Source organism: Sinanaerobacter chloroacetimidivorans, assembly GCF_018128545.1.
In the GTDB taxonomy this organism is placed as follows: domain Bacteria; phylum Bacillota; class Clostridia; order Peptostreptococcales; family Anaerovoracaceae; genus Sinanaerobacter; species Sinanaerobacter chloroacetimidivorans.
The window spans coordinates 144,699-164,134 of sequence record NZ_JAGSND010000002.1; the positions used below are offsets into that span (position 1 = coordinate 144,699).

The following is a 19,436-nucleotide window of genomic DNA, read 5'->3' on the forward strand; positions in this document are numbered from 1 at the left end:
GGGGAAAAAGAATGGATTTTATTAAAAACCTTTTTTCTTTCCTGACAACGAGTCAGGATTATATCAACGGACTTGCTTTAATAGGGTTCATCGGGATCAATATCTTTCTTGGATCCTTGGATGCCTGGATCAATAAGGAATTTCAATGGATGAAATTCCAAAAGGGGATTGTAAAGGGCATAGGGATCATCATGGCGACTTTTGCTGCCTATACCATCGGTAATCTCATTCCAAATGTTCTGGTGATGACGGTTAATGAGGTTGATGTCAATATCACCACTGCAATCCAGCTTACCATAACAGCAGGATTAATCTGGTATGGAAAAGAGATTGTGATAAAACTAAAGAATGCCATCATCGGCAGCGAAGCGGAGCTTTAGTCTGTGCGCTATCGCCCTTCCCTTGCGTTAGCGAAGCGAAGCCTTGGTCCGGGCGCTATTACCCTTGCCTTGGGTTAGTGAACGAAGCTTTGGTCCGTTCACTGTCCCCTGCCCTATTTCCCTTTTCCCCTCAAATTACAGGAAAGGAACATACCATGAGCGAATATGAGACTTTATTCAAGGGAATTTCCACCCAGGGTGTTCCTTTGATCATCTGTGCTGCCGTCATTCTTCTTGCAGTAAAATACATACCGAAATTTCTGGATGGCTATCTCGCTGCCGTGGAGACGAAAAACGAATCTGATGAAAAATCCAGACAGGAGCAGCGAGAGTATTACAACTGCCGGCAAAAACAATATGATGAGCAGAGCCAGGTTATGAACACCATGATGAAAACCATCACCGCAGTTGCAGAGAGAAGCAACATTATCATCGAAAACAACACCCAGGCCATTGAAAGAAACACCAAGGTAAACGAAAACCATCAAAGGTTCTATTCCAAAATTAGCGACTCCATGGAGGACTACAATACGAAGCTCCAGGACCTGAAAGAGGATAGTAAGGAGCATGACCGTCTCTGCCAGAAGGTATATACCGGAATCACAAGGGTGGAAATGAAACTGAACAAATAGGAGTTCCGGTTATAGAGGACAGTCTCAATGAAATCATTAAATTAAAAGAAAGGAGTTGAACAATAATTTGAGCGATGAGTTAAAACTGAATCTCCTTGCTGCTTTGGACAAGGCAGGATCCAAAAAAGAAATTCAAGCGCAGCTGAAGCAAATCCAAAATGGTCTGAAAATCAAAGTTGGCCTTGAGCTTGACCAAAGCAGCCTCAGTAAATTAAAAATAGATACCGAAAAATCACTTCAGCTCCCAATTGACACCAGTGTATTTCAAAGGCTTAACCAGAGTGTAAACGAGTTGAAACTGGCTTTTAATGAACTGAATACACAGATAAAGCTGGATGGGATTACGTCTCAAATCAATGCCTTAAAATCAGGGATGCAAAATGCTGACAACAGTGTTGCCGGTTACTTAGACAGAAATGTGAGAGATTTTGGCGAAGCGATAAAATCTTCCCTTATGAAGACTTTAGTCGACAATATAACAAAAGGAGTCTTCCCTTCTGGTACATCTGGCCAGGCAAAAGCCGCCGAAGCTGTTAAAGTATCAAAAACTGCAAGTGGTATAGAGACTGCAATTGTAAAAGCTGCGGAAACCGCCATCGTAAAATTGGCCGCCTCCACAGGTAGAGCCGGTGTTGCCGCAGGACTTGCCGGAACAGCCGGTTCAACAGTTGCCGGAGCAGGTACGTCCGCAGGTGTTGGAACCCTGGCAGGAGCGGCCAGCCTATTAGTTCCGGCTGCCTTGATTGTAGGAGGCGGTATACTGGCATACGACCTTATGACTACATCTCTGAAAGAACAAAAGGAAAAGGTCGCAGAAACTACTGCAGAGTATCAGCTGATGGAACTTGAGCTGGATTCTCTGAATACGCAGCTTGAAGGGAATCAAACCCGACTCCGGGAATATAATCAAGACAATTTATCTTTAAGTGAAGAAGAAAAGCAGCAACTAACAGAGCAAAATGAACAGTTGGAAAGGCAGATTCGTAGTCAAGAAACACTAGCAAAGATTAAGCTGAAAGAATCGTCTAAGGAAACCATTGCACTTCTCGAATATAAAACAGAAAAGATAAAAACCGGCACAAAAACATATCATACAGCAAAAGAAGGTACCATTACAGTCGATCAGTTTAAAAAGGTCACTCAGCTAGAAGCTGCCCAGCATACCATTGATGAATTAAAGTCTTTGAAAGAGGCTGGTAAAAATTTAGAATATCAGATTCAGAATCTTGATGAAAGCACAGATGGTTATGATGGTAAATTAAAAAACTTGAAAGGCCAACTTGAAAATAATAACAAAGCACAGGATAAATCCAAATCATATCTGATAGAAACGATACAGTATTTAGAGGAGCAATCGAATCAACTGGATGTGTCTACGGAATCTGGTAAAAAGTATAAGGAAGAAATTGAATCACTGGCAGTTGCTGCTGATAAAATGATAAATGGCCTGCCGATGGAGCAGGCGGAAGAGTACTACAACATTCATATTTTAAAAAACTCAGAAATGGTTGCAAGATTTCTTGAGAGTTATAATATTGACTTAACAGGCTTTAGTACATTATTACAACTCAAAATGGCTCTGGAAAATGGATATTACTCTAATATCAGTAACATTCAAGATGATATAATCGATAATTTGGCAGAAAAATATGGAGTTGATCTTACAAACTTCAAGACAAAAGAAGAGCAAAAACTGGCCATAGCTCATGCAGCATCAAACGCGATAACCAAGATGACCGGTGTTGCTTCAGGATATAACCGGGAACAAATATCCCACATCATCTCAAATATGGCGATGGCCGGTAAAAGCAATACCGCTTCATACAAAGAATTAACAGATTGGTATTACGGAAAAGATAATGCTGATTATGATAACGCGCTTTCTGAAATCAATAAGTTGTTTGAGGGATTTATCTCCTCTGTACATAGTCCAAAATCAAATAGTGTCTTTACGGGTAATAATATCTTTGACAAAAAATCAAAAGAGGGACAAAATCAAGAAGACCAAATAAAGATTCTCGATTCTCAGTATGATTCCCGACTTTCCTTATCAAAACAATATATTGAAGATCGTAACTTTTACAACGACTGGGGTGCCGACAGCGAAATTGCAGCTTGGGAACGTATAAAAGCCTACACAGAGGATTATTATCGAGAAGGCACTATTTCACACGAAAAATATGCAGAATCCATACGAGAAATTGATAAGAATTTGTATACTGCCCGAAAAGAATCCATTAATCAGGCCTATAAAGGTATGCAGAATGCTGCCTTGAAACAGCTTGATTCAGAAAAGAAAGCTCTGGAATCCCGCTTGGATGAAAATAGTGAAAACTATGTAAATCGTAAATTAGACGATAATATAAAAGCAGCCCAAGAAGAACTTGATTTACTTAACGAACAGGCTGAAACCGAAGATCGGCTTCTCAGAATTGAAAAAGCAAAGATTGCTCTTGCCAAATCCCAAGATCAGAAAACTTCAAGAATATACAGAGAGGGTCAGGGATATGTTTGGGAGGCGGATCAAACAGCTGTTTCAGATGCACAGTCTGAGCTTGACGAAATGCTGTCCGATTGGAATAAATATCAAAAGAAGCTAGACCTTGAAAGTCAGATCAAAGATTGGGAAGCTGCCAAGGAAGAAAACGAGCAAAATATCAGAGCACAGATCAAAGATATTGAACAGTTGTCATCTGTTTGGAACGAGAGTCTTGATTTAGAGGAAGAGATCACTGAATATCAGGGAGATTTAAAAGCACTTGTCGGATCTGAAAGCGCCAGTTATGAAGAGCGGCTTGCCTTGGCACAACGATTTGCACAACAATATGCTGCAATAATGGCAAATCTAGGTGGCAGTAGTTATACTGGAAGTTCTAGGGATAGTAATGATAACAAAGGTTATGATGTAAAGGCAGGAAAAGACGGGAAAGCGCCTTCAGGATTAACTGTTGGAACAAAAGTTGGAACTGCTGGAGGAACATATCAAATAACGGGTGTTAAGTCTGACGGAAGTTATACAAGTATAAAAATTGATAATAAAAAAACTTATGCTCAAGGGGGCGTTGCGGATTTTACCGGCCTGGCCCAACTTGACGGATCACCAACAAAAGCTGAAACAATTTTTAATTCGACTGACAGCAGCAAGCTTTATGACCTTATACATAACAACAATACTTCTGATTTAGCCGGTATGGTACTCAGCAATCTTATCAGACCTATGCCAGGCATTGGATTAAATTCCGAACTACCAGGCAGTATTCACCTATCCATCGGCGACATTCACGTGTCAGGCGTACAGGATGCAAATGGATTTGCCGATGCGGTTATTCAACAATTTCCCAACACATTTATTCAAAAATTATATAAAAGGTAGGTTCTGAAAGTGGATAAAAATAAACGAAGTATTGACGTAATGATCGATACTATTATAAATGCATTGAAATTGTACTCCCCTACCCTACCTTTTGACAAGACAGTTCAAGGTAGGATTACTGAGGTTTTAACAGATAATTTTTACAACGTTCAGATTAATGACGGGGTTTTTACAATCCCGTCTTTGTCTGATATGACATATATGGTTAATGAAAATGTATGGGTAACGATAATTCAGAATGATAATAAAAATAAAGTGATTAGCGGAAGGAGGAAGAAATAATGCCAAGTCCTGTTCTATACGGAAAGTCAGCATTTGATTCTACAACGGAGTCCATTTTTACGTTTAACTGGAATGGTGCACAGTCTGTAAAAAATAGACTTGTTGTAAAGAATAATATTACAAATGAGACTGTTTACGATCAAGTACAGACAACTTTTCAGTTAAAACATACGCTTCCTGCCAATGCACTAATTAATGGTGTAACCTATAATGCGGTTATTTATTCGATTGATATTAACAATATTCAGTCATCAATTTCTAATACTATTGTATTTAAATGTTTATCAACTCCTTCTTGGGAGTTTTCTAATTTAGTTGAGAATCAGATTATACATAATTCATCATATGAATTACAATTGACATATTCTCAGACTGAAGAAGAATTATTAAACTTCTACCAATTATTTCTATATGATTCTACTCATTCGTTAATATTTCAAAGTGGTTTAATATATGATACAACCTCTTTATCCTATACATTGTCCGGTTTGAATGATAATGCTCAATATTATATTAGAGCAACAAGCAAAACCCTAAATGGGATGGATTTAGACACAGGATATATTAAAGTTTCTGTTGAATATATCTCCCCTTCTATATTCTCGTTGGTCATTCCAGAGAATATGAAATTTGATGGTTGTATAAAAATATCATCTAATATTATTGATATAGAAGGAGTTTCAAATCCAGCAACGTTAAATTACATAAACGATACAATGGTAGATTTAAGTGTTGCGGGTTCTTATGTTCAATTTGATAATCAATTTGAAATAACAGATGATTTTGTAATTCAAATAAACGGTATGGGGTTTAAAGATTATTCTACTATATTAGAGTTGTCTAATGGAACTTATAAAATCGAATTATCATACGCCAAAGGAATTTTTACAGGCCAATCTGGTGAAAAAGTTTATTGTGTTTTGAAGGTGTATAATTCTTTGACCAATTATTATTTAACCAGCAATCTTATTGATGTACCTCTTGATACTGATAGAATACATATCTGGTTGAGACGAGTTTCCAGTTTATATGATTTGATTATTGTAAATAAGAGTGTATAGAAAGGAGTGTAATTATGATTTTTTCTGGAATTTCATTTTGTAGTGGGAAGTATTCTTTAGATTACACTCCTACATATATTCCAAATGTTACATTCATGAAAATTAAAAATGGGATATTTGATGATTTATATGTGTCTAAAAATGGCAACATGAATGATTCAAGTGAAATACCTACAGATTGGGATTTTAATACAATATTATACGCTATGTTTAAAAATAATTTATTAGCAGGCAATATTGAGTACACATCTTCTCAAGTATCTTCTATTCGCTTAAAAAGACGAATTAAAAATACATATGATTGGATTACATTATTTGAAATTCCTGTATCTGATAGTTCTGATTTCATATTTGAAAGATATGACTTTTATAACCAATCTAATATAGAATATGAGTATGCTTTAGTACCTGTTATCAATAATATTGAAGGTACTATGAGTATTAATGAAGTTTTAAGTGAGTTTGAGGGTATTTTTATTTTAGAAAAAGATCGTGTTTTCAAGACGATTCTAGATATAGAATTACAATCACAGAAAAATAGACCCAATACGATAGTAAATACCATTGATAGAAAATATCCATTTGTAGTATCTAATGGCCAAAATAATTATTACAGTGGCTCTGTAAGTGCTACATTTATTGAACAGGATAATAATTCTGATTTTAAAATAAATGATGGTTGGAAATTCAGAGAAAGCCTTATGGAATTTTTGCAGAATGGAAAACCAAAAATTTTAAAATATGATGATGGTCGTATGTGGTTGGTTTCAATTGTTGATAATCCATCCGAACAACCTGATGGGCATCCGCAGAAGATTACAACAACATTTAATTGGGTTGAAACTGGTGATGCGAAATCAAGTAATGATCTTTATGATTACAACTTTATTAATGTTGATTTATAGGGTGGTGATAATGAATGAGTTACCAACCAACACAAAATGATTTAAGGGTTTTTAGACAATCAGATCATATAATATATATCAAACTGGAATTACTTGATAAAAACTATAAAGTAATTGATAATCTTCAAGGTGAAATGATTGACGGAAGTCATACGGAAGATTCTGAGTCAGACATAAGAAATACTGCCTCCATATCATTTATACTAAAGGATGCTAGTTATTTAACAGGTAATCACCGAAAAATTTGGTTGGATCAATATGTAAAATTATTTATAGGTGTATTATATCAACGTTCCCAAGACATACTCTGGTATTCTATGGGAACTTTTCTATTTAATGAAAACAGCTATACTTACGATGCTACAACGAAAACATTAAGTGTGAATTTACTTGATTTAATGAGTAAACTAACCGGTATTAGAAATGGGCAAACAAAAGGTTTATCACATAAAATCCTAGTTGATAGCGATATCAGGTCATCAATTATTTCTACTCTGTCTGAAGGTGGATGTACATTTGATTATATTATTGAGGATTCTCAAAAGAAAGTACCATATGATTTAGAATTCGGAACAGGAGCAACTGTTTACGAAATGATTTCTGAGTTGCGTGACTTGTATCCTGCCTGGGAAACTTATTTTGATGATTTGGTTTTTATGTGTCAGAAAATCCCTACTTGTGAGAATGAGGATATCATTCTTGATGCAGATACATTATCCCCTTTAGTCATCAGTGAAAATTTATCTAACTCCTTTGAAAATGTAAAGAATGTCACTGATATATGGGGTAAGTGTATAGATGCAGATAGGTTTGCTGAAACATCTACGAATACAGGGACCCAGTACAATATTACTTTAGCTGATTTTACGCTGGAATCCAATATGTATATAGGATTTAAAACAAATATCGCAACTGTATCATCTACATTAAAAATAAATGCTTTGACTGCATACCCTATTGTGGATGCAAACGAAGCCAATGTTGCTTTGGAAGCTAATAAAGCTTACGTTGTTAAATATTATGATGGAAAATTTTATTATCAGGGGCAATTTCAAATTCATGCAGTTGTAAAAGAATTTTCAGTTGAACCTTCTGCTGAATTTAAAGCACAGGATATTATTGATGAAGGAACAACAAACATCAAATATATCATCAACCCTGATAGTCCATATTGTGTAGATAAGATTGGAGAAATCAGACAGGTTTTGAGTGGTGAAGAGTTTGACAATATTTATTCAGAATTACGCTGTATGGAACGCGCTGAATATGAGAACTGGAAAGCCACAAGATTACAAGACAGAATTGCTGTAGATACAATTATGATTCCTTGGTTAAGGGTAAATAAGAAGGTTTCGTATCTATCTAAAAATACAGGAGAAATACAACAATATATAGTAAAACGAATTAATAGAAATTTATTGTCTTGGACAATGACAATTGAAATGATAAGGTTTTATCCTTTATATCCATATATTGTTGATTAAAAAGGGCTGGATTTTCTAGTCCTTTATTATTGAAAGGAGGATTTCATTTGAGTAATCTTTATCCGGATTTAGTTCATACAAATTACCCAGAGATGATTGATCATTACGAGGATATGATTGACGTAAATGCTGCGATCAAACCCCTTATTGATCAATATTATTCCTTATACAACATGGGTGATTTTGATGGTATGAATGCTTTATTAACAGCAAATCCCACTTTAAGAAAAGCGTTGCATAATGCGCAAAAATGGAATTATTTAAAAGACACAGTAGAAGCGCAGGGACGTTTTTATAAGGATGATGTTCGTGATTATTTAATGAATATTATAAAACTTAAAGGTGATTTTGCAGAAACCACGAAATACAACAAATATGACGTGGTTGGATATTTGATGGCTGGTGCAAAACAATATTTTATGGGAATTTCTACAAATATTCCTATTGGTACATTACCTACAAACTCAGCTTACTTCGTTCCGTTAACACTGCGTGGTGAGCCGGGTGCAAGCGGAACTGGACTTTCATTCAGAAAGAATTGGTCCAATATAACTCAATATTATACTAGTGATTTGGTTGTACATAACAATACATTATGGGTAGCGAATAATAACAACTTGAATTCAGTACCTCAAGATGTGTCTACAGATTGGTCAAAACTGTTCATGGTTGTAGACTCCATAGAATTTACAGAGGAGATACCCACTGAGCCATTGCCAAGGGAAGCTGATTTGTTGGGTGGACATGATGCAAGTTATTTTGCAACTGCTGAACTAGTCAGCACACTTTCAGGAGACATCACAGGCTTAAAGACCAATGATATTGGTTTACCAACAGACACAGCTACGCTCTACGAACTTAGTGGAAGTGCAACCGCTGACGAGGCCCTTAAGAAGGCCAAACAATCACTTTTTATGCTAAATAAAAAAGTTTACGTTTCAGATACAGTTACTAAAACGTTCGTCGTTCCCCCAGGAGTAACTAAAATTTATGCGTTCGGCTGTGCTGCTGGCGGGGCGATACTAGCGGGTCAATACGCATTAGGTACCCCTATAACCGTAACCCCCGGAGAGACTCTTGGCATAACAGTAGGCACAGGTAACACGATCATAAAAAGGGGGGCTACGGCAATTCTTACGTTAGTCGCGGCGAGTATCTCCGAGTCATTGAATATTAATTTATTCGGGTTTACCATGGGCGTTAAAGGTGACAACGGGGTAGCAAACGGTACGTCGTCAGGTTCCCCGCTTGGAAATAACGCGGCGTCCGGCGGCGGGGCCGCAGGATTCGGCGCGGGAGGCGGCGCGGGAGGTTCAACCGACGTATCAGGAGGAAACGGCGGCGCGTTCGGGTTCGGCGGCGGCGGCGGTGGAAAATGGGCGTCAGGTAGCGGCGGCGCAGGGGCGAAAACCATTGTAGGTAATACTGCCAGAATCCCAGTATACTTCTGCGAGTTCTTAAGCAGCCTAATAGACGGGTTAGACTTTGGAACGGCTGGGAACGGTGGAACCCCAACAACAAGTAATGGACTGACTGCGACAAACGGGTATGGTAAATATGCTGGTCTAGCAAATAATACCGTAATATCTAATGGCGGCGGTTCACAGGGACTGTTGATTCTTTGCTATTGATTTTTGGGGGTAATAATATGTATGCACAAGTATTAAAAACTGATATGAGAGTAAACCTAATAGGAGATTCAGACAAAGGTTTGCCAATAGAGCACCCTGCTGTAATTTGTGTGGATATTGGAGATCGGACAGACGTTAAACTGGGCATGAAATACGATAAAGAAAAAGGACTTTTTTATGAGGAAGTACCAGAGGTAATAACGCCACCTGAAGCTGAGCCGGCAACAGAAGATTACTTAATTGATCTAGATTTTCGTATTTCTAAAATTGAATTAGGACTATAGGGAGGAAAAAGAAATGACATATACATATTGTAAAAAGGTAATTTCAAATACTATTTACAAGAGCCAGGAAGAGAAAGACGATATGCAACAAAAGCTTGATGTTTTCCTGCTAAATGACCGGATTATCCAGGAACAGTATACAGAATTAACAACTTTGCTAGCAGCGAAAGAAATTGTTGCTTAGTGTTGATTAAGTTGGCAATCATAATTTACAGTTTATAAGAGAGTTGGTTGACAACTCTCTTTTTTATTACATAAAAGAAGGGTGATGAAATGGCAACCGTAATACAAACGATCAAAGACAAGTTTACAGGTAATATTATTTACCCTAGAACAACTACGAAAGCTATCACTACAACTGATGGCGAATTAATAGAAGATAAATTAATTAGTACAGATACAAAAATTGAAAATATAGAAAAGACTCCAACCATTCTAGTAACTGCCAATAAAACATTAGATTTGTCGGATTTAAACACTGTGCAGAAATGCTTAAGTGCTTCAGTTATTACTATAACAATTCCGTTAAACATATTTCCCATAAATACAGAGATTGTAATCGTAAGAGATGGAACAGGTGCAGTTACTATCAATGGAATTACAAATGTCACTTTACATAGTGCTAGGGAGAAACGAGATATAAAAGATCAATATGGTGCAGTAACACTTAAACAAATTGCTTTAAATGATTGGCGAATTTATGGTTCATTGGAATAAGGGATGGTGATTGAATGTTATTAACAAAATTCGGTTCAATATCATCTCAAAGTAGGCTAATGCTAGATGGTTGGAAGTATGGCAAGAAAATTACAATTCCAGCTAATAGTATAGATGAAGACATGGTTAATTTTCCATGTACGGTTTATTTAAATGGTAACGATATTTATGATTATACTGAAGATTTATGTATAGGTGGTACTGCTATATCTGGTGGTACATACAGTGGTTCATCTCCAATTAATGCTTTTGATAATTTATCAGGAACTTATTGGCAGTCATCTCAAGTAGATGTTGGAAATGTAATAAATAAAGCATATATTGGGTATGATTTTGTAATTCCAAAACACATTAGAAAAATAAAATTTCAATACGCAGTATCTACTTCTGCTGGAAATCCAGACTCCATAAAACTTCAAAGTTCCGATGATGGTGCAATATGGGTAGATATTCAATTATTAACACCATCAAAAACATCTACCGCAGTACAGACTTTTGAAATAATATCATCTTCTCCAAAGAGATATTGGAGATGTCTTGCATCTGGAAATATTGATAATGGTTATTATTTTAAAGTAGCAGAAATTGAAATGATGGAGTATCAACTTATTATTCCAGCTAATTTTAATTTTTCACAATGTAAACCAGACGGAAGTGATATACGTTTCACTGATAAGAACCTTAACTTTTTGAAGTTTGAGAGAAAGGAGCATATCCCGTCAGAATATTCTGTAGATTTATGTACTAATGGTACACCTATCTCATCCGCAAGTGGGGCTAGCGACCCCCCGAGTAAGGCATATGATAATGTTGAAACAACTACATTTTGGAGGTCGGCTACTTCTTATAGTTTACTTAGTGGAAATGCCTATATAGGATATCAATTTAGTGAACCGAGAGAGATAAGAAGAATTAGGCTTGTCCCATATGGTAGCACCAACTCATTATCTAGTCATATCATACAGTATTCTGATAATGGAACCAATTGGACTTCCGTATATACATGGGTGACATCAACCACCGTAGCATCTATAGTAAACCTCGATTCCTTTGGTACGCATTCGTATTGGAGATTGCTTGCAAATGCCAATCTGACTAGTGGTTATGATTGGAGAGTTCTAGAGATAGAAATGATGGAGCCGATAGCATACCAAGCAACCTACAACATCCTTATCCCAAAAGTCTCATCTTTAACTGATACTGAATTTTATATGTGGTTTGGTAACGAAAACACCTATAATACCAGTATAGAAGCATGGCAGGATCAGACAGGAAAACCAATTACCTATAATGGTAATGTAAAGCTAGTCCCGAATGTTGCTAAGTTTGGGAAAGCTGGATATTTTGATGGTAGTGGAGATTATATAAGTATACCTGTACATACAGACTTTAATGTAGGTAATAGCGATTTTTGTATAGACATAACACTTAGACGTGCCACAATAGGAACTCTACAATCATTTATTGGACAATGCAATTCGGGTCTTACGGTATCAACTATTTCATATATTATAGAATTTAATGCAAACAATACAATAACTGCACAGGTTAGACAAGGTAGCACGGCGTATTTAATAACTACAAGTGCCACATATACGGATATAAATAAAAACTATGATATAGCGCTAGAAAGATATAATAATATTCTGACTTTATTTGTTGATGGTGATAGTGTTGGATCTGTTAATGTAGCTGGTGTAACTATAAATAGTAGTTCATATGCATTAAGTATAGGTAGATCTGGAGAATATAATGGTAATTATTTTAATGGTTATATTGATGAATTACGATTGAGTAACATAGCTAGACATATGGGTAATTATATCACAGAGACCAAACCTTACACAGTAGATAAATATACCAAACTGCTGATACACTTTGATGGTGGTGATACTAGCTATATGTACAAGCGTGGGGATGAATTTGTAGATTTTACTGGTGGAATAAAAGTCATGCCTGCATTTACAGAAGGTAGCTGGGGCTTGGGTACCGTAACGAAGAATGGGAATAATTATACCATTACCTCGAGCACAAATAATACACAAGCAGGTATAACCACTAATAATAAGATAAACCTGACGCCTTACGCAAAACTAAAAATCAAATACGATTCTACAACGACAGGACTAAGGCGAGTTATATTTAATGATATAAATACTGATAACACCACAGCCACATTAGTAGCCCTGCCACAGATATCTGGTACAGATATTATACATGAGGTTGATATCAGCAGTTATTCTGGTGAGTACTACATCATATTCTCAAACTGTAACGCAGGTACTACAATAACCTCAACGGTAAAGGAGATGTGGCTTGAGACTCTTTTTAAAGACGAAGCAGGAAAATCCCTTACAACATACGGTAATGTAAAACCTGTTAAAACTGCCCATGCCGATGGTGCTAGAAGTGCCCACTTTGACGGGAATGGGGATTATTTCACACTAACTGACAGTGATGATTGGAATTTTGGTAGTGGAGATTTTAAAATTTCTGCAAAGGTTACAAACCAAGCAACGTACGGCACTATTTTGGCACAATATACTGGGACAAATTCAACTAGTACGTTTGCATTTGAAATTAATAGTAGTAAATTAGCAAAATTATACGTATACGCAGGAGGTACAGCATATACTGTTGGCGGTGTATCTGGTTGTGAGGTTGATTCTAATTTACATGATATCGAGGTTGGGCGAAGTGGTTCGTACCTATATCTATCCATTGATGGCGTTGTAAAACATAGTACAAGTATTGGTTCTATTGTTTTAAATAATTCATCAGCCAGTATAATGATAGGTCAAAATGGTAATAATTCGTCACTATTTACCGGTTACATACTCGGTGTAAGAGTAGAAAAAGGTAGTGCCCCGCACACAACAAATTTCACCCCACCTAACAAATTTGAAATAGACGGCCCCGACGTAGTCTTCTGTACAAACTTCGACACCATCTATGACCAAAACTATGCCATGATTCAACATATGGGAGATACTTTAGTAGATGCTACCGGAAACGGCAATAACGGAACAGCGACGGGAACGACTATAATTAACACAGAGTTTGGTAAAGCTAGAAGCTTTAATGGTACAAATTCTACGGTTAATTTCGGCACTGGTATAGCTAATTTCGAGAGGACAGATACGTTTACGTTGCTGACCGTACTCAAACTCAATGAACTAAATAAGTTCGTGACGCCATTTAGTAAGATGATAAACGTCTCTCCATATAATGGATGGGCAATTGATATACGAGACACTAATACATTTGAATTCTTACTGCGTAATAATTATACTGCAAACTTGTTGCGTGTAAATACGGTAGCAACTCTCACACAGAACGTAACGTACGTATCTGCGGTATCTTATGATGGAAGCTCCAATGCGAATAATGCTAAATTATTTCTAGACTCGGCCTTACAGGGAAAAATTGTCGTTGCAAATACGCTCACTTCATCACCTACTTCAACGGCATCGATACATGTAGGGAGCCAAAATAACTCAGGAAATTATTTTAGTGGTGTTGTGGGAGAAACTAGAATAAGCACCGCTCAGCGTTCCGACGCATGGATCAAAGCAGAATCATTATCACTTAAAAACAATCTTTTAACCATGTCCAATGTATAAAAGGATGGTGATCGTTTGGAACAGGTTCAAATAACAAAAGTAATCCCGATTCAAAATGGGCTTCATATATATTTTATAAGCAATGAAATCCCCATTGATTGGGAAATAAAAAACACAGATAACCTACCCCCTCAAGAAATAGTAGAAAAATGCTATGGGGAAATTAGAAATGCTATAGATACTGATTGCAGAAGGCGTGGTATAACCCCTAACCACGCCCTTCCAATTGTTAAGGATGAGATTATAAGTATAGAATTGCTAGGTATTAGTGATTATCAGTTTACAGAAGGACAACAGCCGATTGAACAGCAGTTAAGATGTGTTGGCAGAACCTTATTCAATAAGTTTATAGACGTAAAATCTGAAACAGTTTTTATCCCAGAGGTTGGCATTGAAGGTTTAAGCATTGAAGGTCATGTAATGACTTTGAATCCTACCTGTAGTTGCGGAATTACGCTAATTGCTCTGTATAAGGATTTGAGGAGTATTAAGTCATTTTCTATTACATATACATCACAAGCTGAAATTGATGAACAGAATAAGATGGTTTCAAATACAGGCTCAAGTACAGAGAATTAGTGGGCAGAGCTACCTATTATTAGGGAGCATAGATCTACATGCTCCCTTACTTATAGGATCGTTCTCTTCCCTACTTCCCCAAAAACTCCAATATATCATAGGCATTGGTATCCGGCTTGGCCTTCTCGAATACTTTGATGATGGTTCCGGTCTCATCGATGATAAAGGTGGACCGGACCACGCCGAAGGAGGTCTTGCCATACATTTTTTTCTCCTTCCAGACATCAAAAGCCTTGATGACGTCCAATTCAGGATCCGATAACAGAATGAAAGGGAGCTCGTACTTGTCCGCAAATTTCTGGTGGGATTGGGTGCTGTCTTTACTGATGCCTATGACTGCAATATCCTCTGCCTTGAAGCCGTCATAAGCCTCTTTGAAGGCACAGGCTTGTCTTGTGCAGCCAGGCGTATTATCCTTGGGATAAAAATACACCACGACCTTCTTGCCTAAAAAATCTGATAAACTTACCGGCTTTCCATCCTTATCATTTAATGTGAAATCAGGTGCTTTCGTTCCTTCTTTTAACATCTTACTTTCCTCCAATCTTTTAATCGCATTGTCGCTTTCCCATACTTAATGGCTCGCTGCGGCCAGTAATTTCATGGAATTTGGATACCCTCATTTCCATTCTGCTAAACACTAGGTATATCACTTTGAGTAGAAAACCCTCCGGCAAACCCCCGAGCAAATTAGTAAAACGTTTTTCTATTCTTAAAACATAATCTCAGGAAGCTTTTCAAGCACGCCTTCCCTTTTCTCTGATTGGAAGCAAAAGTTATGATCAAATAAAAAGGCCGGCGTTCTCGTCTGTTCCTCAAACCCCAGCACTCTTCCCTATAATATATAATACCAAATTAAATAAATGACAGATAAATTAAAGAGAAGCCCAATGGGCAGAAAGATCCTGAATTTCCACTTTGATGTTTTATGATGAAAGATCAAGGCGCCGAGAAGGCACCCGAGGCCTCCCATGGCAAAGGAACAGTTTAGAAGGGTCTGTTCGCTGATCCTCCACTTTCCATGACTGGATTTATATTTGTCTAAACCCATAATAAGAAAAGTAATAAGGTTCCATCCTGCTAATATGTAAATTGCGTACTTCATACCCAAGCACCTACCCGATTCAGTTTATCATCAAACTCCTGCCGTATATTGCGATACATTTCAAAGGTCTTTTTACTGTTGTCATTGGCCCGCTTCATAATGGAATCATAAAACACAATGGCGGCCTGCACAACATCGCCGCAGAGTTTTCCTTTCTCTCCCTGACGTCTTAAAATGTCAATTACGGTCTCTTTGTCAAAACTATCCTTATAGCTTCGTTTTCCAGTTAAGGCACTCATAATATCAGCTACCGCAACAATTCTTTCACTTAAGGTCAGTTCCTCACCCATAAGGCACTCAGGATAGCCGCTGCCATCCATTTTCTCATGGTGACGGTAAGCAATCTCCAATATTTCGCTGCTGATCCTTCCCTCCAGAATTTTCTTGGTATCGACGATATGATTTCGCATGATGATCAGCTCATCATTAGTAAGGCTGCCCGGTTTCTCCAAAATTTCTAACGGAGTTGCAATTTTACCGATATCATGAATATATGCTCCCAGACGAATTTTTTTTAGTTCTTCTTCATCCAGCCCAAATATGATTCCTAAAGCGACACTGATACTTACTGTCGTGATTACATGGCTGACTGTAGTTTCACTACGAAAGTCGATGGAATATGCAATCATTTTGATATAGTCCAGCAAGGTGTTCTCATCGTAATCCATCTCAGATACAAATGATTGCAATTCCTTCATATAGGAGCCATCCCGGATATGCTTTTCAATTTCATATTTCCTGTTTGCTTCCAAAAACAAGCTGATTACATCTTTGCTGAACTTATTGCTTTGATAAATGCTAAAGAAATCAGCGTTGATTAAAATTTCTCTGCTGTATAAAACGATATCCATTCTGTCTGACAGGTGAATCATATCAGCCAGCTTCAGGATTTCACTCTCGATACTGGGGTATTTTTCAAAATCCAAATGATGATACAGTACAAGCTCAGCCCACTTTCTAAGCGGCGTCATATTTTTTATGAACAAATATCCATAGATAGAATGCTCCCAAACATCCATCGATTCAAAGACAGCCATATTGTCAATCTCTTCGGTTTTAAAGGCTCCGATGTCATGCAATGCCGTTGTGATGCAAATTTCTCTCATATCTTCGTCGCTATAACTTCCATCAGCCTGCATCATTTTATAAACCATATAAGCTACCCTATTTCCGTGGTCAATGAGTCTTTCGTCAATGCAATCCAAAGCTCTGGACAAAATAGAAAGTACGCTGCTGATATTAAAATCCTTCATTCTTGCTATCTCCTGCCAATTTTCAGTAAAACTAGCAACAGTATATCATAAAAACGACAAAAAATAACAAAAACCGCAATGTATTTATTAAATTATCAGTTCTCTTTATGAACAAACCCCGTTTTCACATAAAAAGCTTTCCGTATAATACTCCATCATAAAAGCCATTAAAGCAAAGCTGTGCCCTGCGGGGTAACCTGCGACATGTTTCATCAGAAAGCCTAGCTGTTTGTTTGCGAGCTCCTTTGGCTCCTGCATTCCGGTTAGCTTGCTTAATTTTATCAAAACATAACATGCGGCGGAGTTTCCCGATGGAACGGCACCGTCATAAGTTTCTTTCGGCCGGTAAATCAACCCTTCTGCATCCTTGTCGGTTAAAAAGAAACCTCCTGACTTTTCATCCCAAAACTGTTTTTGCATGATTTTACTAAGTTTTATTGCCTGATCCAGATAATTGCTATTATAATTTGCTTCATAGATTTCCAACAAGGCCCAGATAAAAAATGCATAGTCGTCCAGGGTCCCGTCTCCTGCGGCTTCCCCTTCTCTGTATCGAACAAAAAGCTTTCCATTTTCCTTGGAAAGTGAATTAGATATAAATGCCGCCGCCTTTTCAGCTGCCTGCAGATATTTATCATCATTTAAAGCTTTGTAAGCCTTGGCAAAGGCAACGATCATCAGAGAATTCCAGGATGTCAGCTGTTTGTCATCCTTGTGCAGCATGGTTCTTGTCAGCCGGTATTCATAAACTTTTTTTATCAGATCATCAATTTTGGAATCATTCTGCTCGTATAATTCGTTTTTTATCAAATTGGGGATACTGCCTTCTTCGAAATTCGGCCGTTCTGAAATATCAAAGTATTCATTGAAGTAGGCTCCGTCTTCTTCCCCCAGAAGTCTGATGGTTTCCGCAGGGTCAAAAACATAATATTTCCCTTCGATCCCCTCACTGTCGGCATCCTGTGCCGAATAAAAGCCTCCCTCACTGTCAGTCATTTCTCTCAGAATATAATCCAGAGTTTTGGCTGCAATCATTCTATAAATTTCTTTTTCTGTTATTTGAAAGGTTTCCAAATAGATTATCGCCAGTAAAGCGTTGTCGTACAGCATCTTCTCAAAATGGGGCACCAGCCATTTATTGTCGGTGGAATAGCGTGAAAATCCGAAACCGATATGATCGAAAATACCTCCTCGATACATATAACGCAGTGTCTTTTCTACCATATACAGAGCCGATTCATCTTTTTCCAGCTTATAGCACCGTAATAGAAACATCAGATTGTGGGGAGACGGGAACTTGGGACTTTCTCCAAATCCGCCGTACTTCTCATCAAAACTGCTTTGAAACAGTTCTTTTGCTTCGGTGACCATTCTTCTTGCAGCAAAGCCTGCTTCGGTATCCCAGTGAATTCCTTTCTCCTCTCCTTCGGCCTTGTTTAATGCCTGAATAATTTTGTCGCCGGTTTCCTCCAAATCCCTTCGGTTCTTTTTCCATTCCTCAGTCACAGCCGATAAAATATCCAAAAGCCCCGGTATTTGATAATGTTTGGTTTTAGGGAAATAGGTACCGGCAAAGAACGGCTTCTGGTTCGGAGACATGATGATGGTAAGGGGCCATCCTCCGCGACCGGTTACCGCTTGGCAAACTGTCATATAGACCGCATCAATATCCGGCCTTTCCTCCTTATCCACTTTTATGGAAACAAAGTCCTTATTTAAAGCTTGTGCCACATCATTATCCTCAAAGGATTCATGAGCCATTACATGGCACCAATGGCATGTGCTATAGCCAATGGATAAAAACACGGGCTTATCCTCTTTTTGGGCCTTTTGGAAAGCCTCCTCCCCCCAGGGAAACCAGTCTACAGGATTATGGGCGTGCTGTAATAAATATGGTGATTTCTCATGGATTAATCGATTAGTTTCTCTATTCTTTGTCATAGGACATCACTTCCTTATTTTATTCAAATTATTAATAACAGATTACTTATCTATTTTCTCCAAACGAAATCTTTGTATTCTTTTTGATGTGTTTTGATATTTCCTATGTAAATAGGAATATGATGATTCATAATTTAGATGTATCAATTAATCTTGAATTATTTATTTCACCATACCCATTGACAA

The 19,436-nt window shown here is 37.5% G+C and carries 17 protein-coding genes; 13 read left to right on the top strand and 4 right to left on the bottom strand.

What is annotated here, in order from left to right:
• The first annotated feature begins 11 nt into the window (after positions 1 to 11).
• The 13 genes from KCX82_RS03695 (at position 12) to KCX82_RS03755 (ending at position 14,951) form a co-directional block, all read left to right on the top strand.
• Entirely contained in the window at positions 12 to 380 is a 369-nt protein-coding gene (locus KCX82_RS03695; RefSeq protein WP_227017095.1) for a phage holin family protein, read from the top strand.
• 155 nt (positions 381 to 535) lie between these two features.
• Positions 536 to 1,012 carry a hypothetical protein gene (locus tag KCX82_RS03700; protein ID WP_227017096.1) on the top strand — a complete coding sequence of 159 codons (477 nt, stop codon included), beginning with the start codon at positions 536 to 538 and terminating at the stop codon, positions 1,010 to 1,012.
• 55 nt (positions 1,013 to 1,067) lie between these two features.
• Entirely contained in the window at positions 1,068 to 4,385 is a 3,318-nt protein-coding gene (locus tag KCX82_RS03705; RefSeq protein WP_227017097.1) for a coiled-coil domain-containing protein, read from the top strand.
• A gap of 9 nt (positions 4,386 to 4,394) precedes the next feature.
• Positions 4,395 to 4,667, top strand: a complete 273-nt coding sequence (locus KCX82_RS03710) for a hypothetical protein (RefSeq protein ID WP_227017098.1) — start codon at positions 4,395 to 4,397, stop codon at positions 4,665 to 4,667.
• Complete coding sequence (locus KCX82_RS03715) at positions 4,667 to 5,728, top strand: hypothetical protein (protein ID WP_227017099.1); 1,062 nt, start codon at positions 4,667 to 4,669, stop codon at positions 5,726 to 5,728. Before KCX82_RS03710 ends, KCX82_RS03715 begins: the two co-directional genes overlap by 1 nt.
• 14 nt (positions 5,729 to 5,742) lie before the next feature.
• A complete protein-coding gene (locus KCX82_RS03720) occupies positions 5,743 to 6,633 on the top strand; it encodes a hypothetical protein (RefSeq protein ID WP_227017100.1) in 891 nt (296 codons plus the stop codon).
• Between the two features lie 14 nt (positions 6,634 to 6,647).
• The gene (locus tag KCX82_RS03725; RefSeq protein ID WP_227017101.1) at positions 6,648 to 8,117 is read left to right on the top strand and encodes a DUF5048 domain-containing protein; all 1,470 of its coding nucleotides are present in this window, start codon (positions 6,648 to 6,650) and stop codon (positions 8,115 to 8,117) included.
• Between the two features lie 47 nt (positions 8,118 to 8,164).
• A complete protein-coding gene (locus KCX82_RS03730) occupies positions 8,165 to 9,748 on the top strand; it encodes a hypothetical protein (RefSeq protein ID WP_227017102.1) in 1,584 nt (527 codons plus the stop codon).
• A gap of 17 nt (positions 9,749 to 9,765) precedes the next feature.
• On the top strand, positions 9,766 to 10,032 hold the full coding sequence (locus KCX82_RS03735; protein WP_227017103.1) for a hypothetical protein: 267 nt from the start codon (positions 9,766 to 9,768) through the stop codon (positions 10,030 to 10,032).
• A 13-nt stretch (positions 10,033 to 10,045) separates the two neighbouring features.
• Positions 10,046 to 10,216 carry a hypothetical protein gene (locus KCX82_RS03740; protein ID WP_227017104.1) on the top strand — a complete coding sequence of 57 codons (171 nt, stop codon included), beginning with the start codon at positions 10,046 to 10,048 and terminating at the stop codon, positions 10,214 to 10,216.
• An 89-nt stretch (positions 10,217 to 10,305) separates the two neighbouring features.
• Entirely contained in the window at positions 10,306 to 10,749 is a 444-nt protein-coding gene (locus KCX82_RS03745; protein ID WP_227017105.1) for a hypothetical protein, read from the top strand.
• A gap of 14 nt (positions 10,750 to 10,763) precedes the next feature.
• Positions 10,764 to 14,372, top strand: coding sequence for a LamG-like jellyroll fold domain-containing protein (locus tag KCX82_RS03750; protein ID WP_227017106.1), 3,609 nt, complete (start codon positions 10,764 to 10,766; stop codon positions 14,370 to 14,372).
• Positions 14,373 to 14,387: 15 nt separating this feature from the next.
• A complete protein-coding gene (locus tag KCX82_RS03755; protein WP_227017107.1) occupies positions 14,388 to 14,951 on the top strand; it encodes a hypothetical protein in 564 nt (187 codons plus the stop codon).
• 70 nt (positions 14,952 to 15,021) lie between these two features.
• On the opposite strand, the gene bcp is transcribed toward KCX82_RS03755, so the two are convergent.
• The 4 genes from bcp to KCX82_RS03775 form a co-directional block, all read right to left on the bottom strand.
• The gene (gene bcp / locus KCX82_RS03760; RefSeq protein WP_227017108.1) at positions 15,022 to 15,480 is read right to left on the bottom strand and encodes a thioredoxin-dependent thiol peroxidase; all 459 of its coding nucleotides are present in this window, start codon (positions 15,478 to 15,480) and stop codon (positions 15,022 to 15,024) included.
• Between the two features lie 306 nt (positions 15,481 to 15,786).
• The gene (locus KCX82_RS03765) at positions 15,787 to 16,056 is read right to left on the bottom strand and encodes a DUF1294 domain-containing protein (RefSeq protein WP_227017109.1); all 270 of its coding nucleotides are present in this window, start codon (positions 16,054 to 16,056) and stop codon (positions 15,787 to 15,789) included.
• Positions 16,053 to 17,309, bottom strand: a complete 1,257-nt coding sequence (locus tag KCX82_RS03770; protein WP_227017110.1) for an HD-GYP domain-containing protein — start codon at positions 17,307 to 17,309, stop codon at positions 16,053 to 16,055. Before KCX82_RS03770 ends, KCX82_RS03765 begins: the two co-directional genes overlap by 4 nt.
• A gap of 105 nt (positions 17,310 to 17,414) precedes the next feature.
• A complete protein-coding gene (locus tag KCX82_RS03775; RefSeq protein ID WP_227017111.1) occupies positions 17,415 to 19,250 on the bottom strand; it encodes a thioredoxin domain-containing protein in 1,836 nt (611 codons plus the stop codon).
• Positions 19,251 to 19,436: the final 186 nt, after the last annotated feature.

What these genes read in the sequence shown, in the direction of transcription:
- KCX82_RS03745 (WP_227017105.1), top strand. Translation starts at nt 10,306, where the DNA reads ATGGCAACCGTAATACAAACGATCAAAGACAAGTTTACAGGTAATATT.
- bcp (WP_227017108.1), bottom strand. Translation starts at nt 15,480, where the DNA reads ATGTTAAAAGAAGGAACGAAAGCACCTGATTTCACATTAAATGATAAG.
- KCX82_RS03700 (WP_227017096.1), top strand. Translation starts at nt 536, where the DNA reads ATGAGCGAATATGAGACTTTATTCAAGGGAATTTCCACCCAGGGTGTT.
- KCX82_RS03725 (WP_227017101.1), top strand. Translation starts at nt 6,648, where the DNA reads ATGAGTTACCAACCAACACAAAATGATTTAAGGGTTTTTAGACAATCA.
- KCX82_RS03695 (WP_227017095.1), top strand. Translation starts at nt 12, where the DNA reads ATGGATTTTATTAAAAACCTTTTTTCTTTCCTGACAACGAGTCAGGAT.
- KCX82_RS03765 (WP_227017109.1), bottom strand. Translation starts at nt 16,056, where the DNA reads ATGAAGTACGCAATTTACATATTAGCAGGATGGAACCTTATTACTTTT.
- KCX82_RS03735 (WP_227017103.1), top strand. Translation starts at nt 9,766, where the DNA reads ATGTATGCACAAGTATTAAAAACTGATATGAGAGTAAACCTAATAGGA.
- KCX82_RS03775 (WP_227017111.1), bottom strand. Translation starts at nt 19,250, where the DNA reads ATGACAAAGAATAGAGAAACTAATCGATTAATCCATGAGAAATCACCA.
- KCX82_RS03720 (WP_227017100.1), top strand. Translation starts at nt 5,743, where the DNA reads ATGATTTTTTCTGGAATTTCATTTTGTAGTGGGAAGTATTCTTTAGAT.
- KCX82_RS03740 (WP_227017104.1), top strand. Translation starts at nt 10,046, where the DNA reads ATGACATATACATATTGTAAAAAGGTAATTTCAAATACTATTTACAAG.
- KCX82_RS03750 (WP_227017106.1), top strand. Translation starts at nt 10,764, where the DNA reads ATGTTATTAACAAAATTCGGTTCAATATCATCTCAAAGTAGGCTAATG.
- KCX82_RS03715 (WP_227017099.1), top strand. Translation starts at nt 4,667, where the DNA reads ATGCCAAGTCCTGTTCTATACGGAAAGTCAGCATTTGATTCTACAACG.
- KCX82_RS03770 (WP_227017110.1), bottom strand. Translation starts at nt 17,309, where the DNA reads ATGAAGGATTTTAATATCAGCAGCGTACTTTCTATTTTGTCCAGAGCT.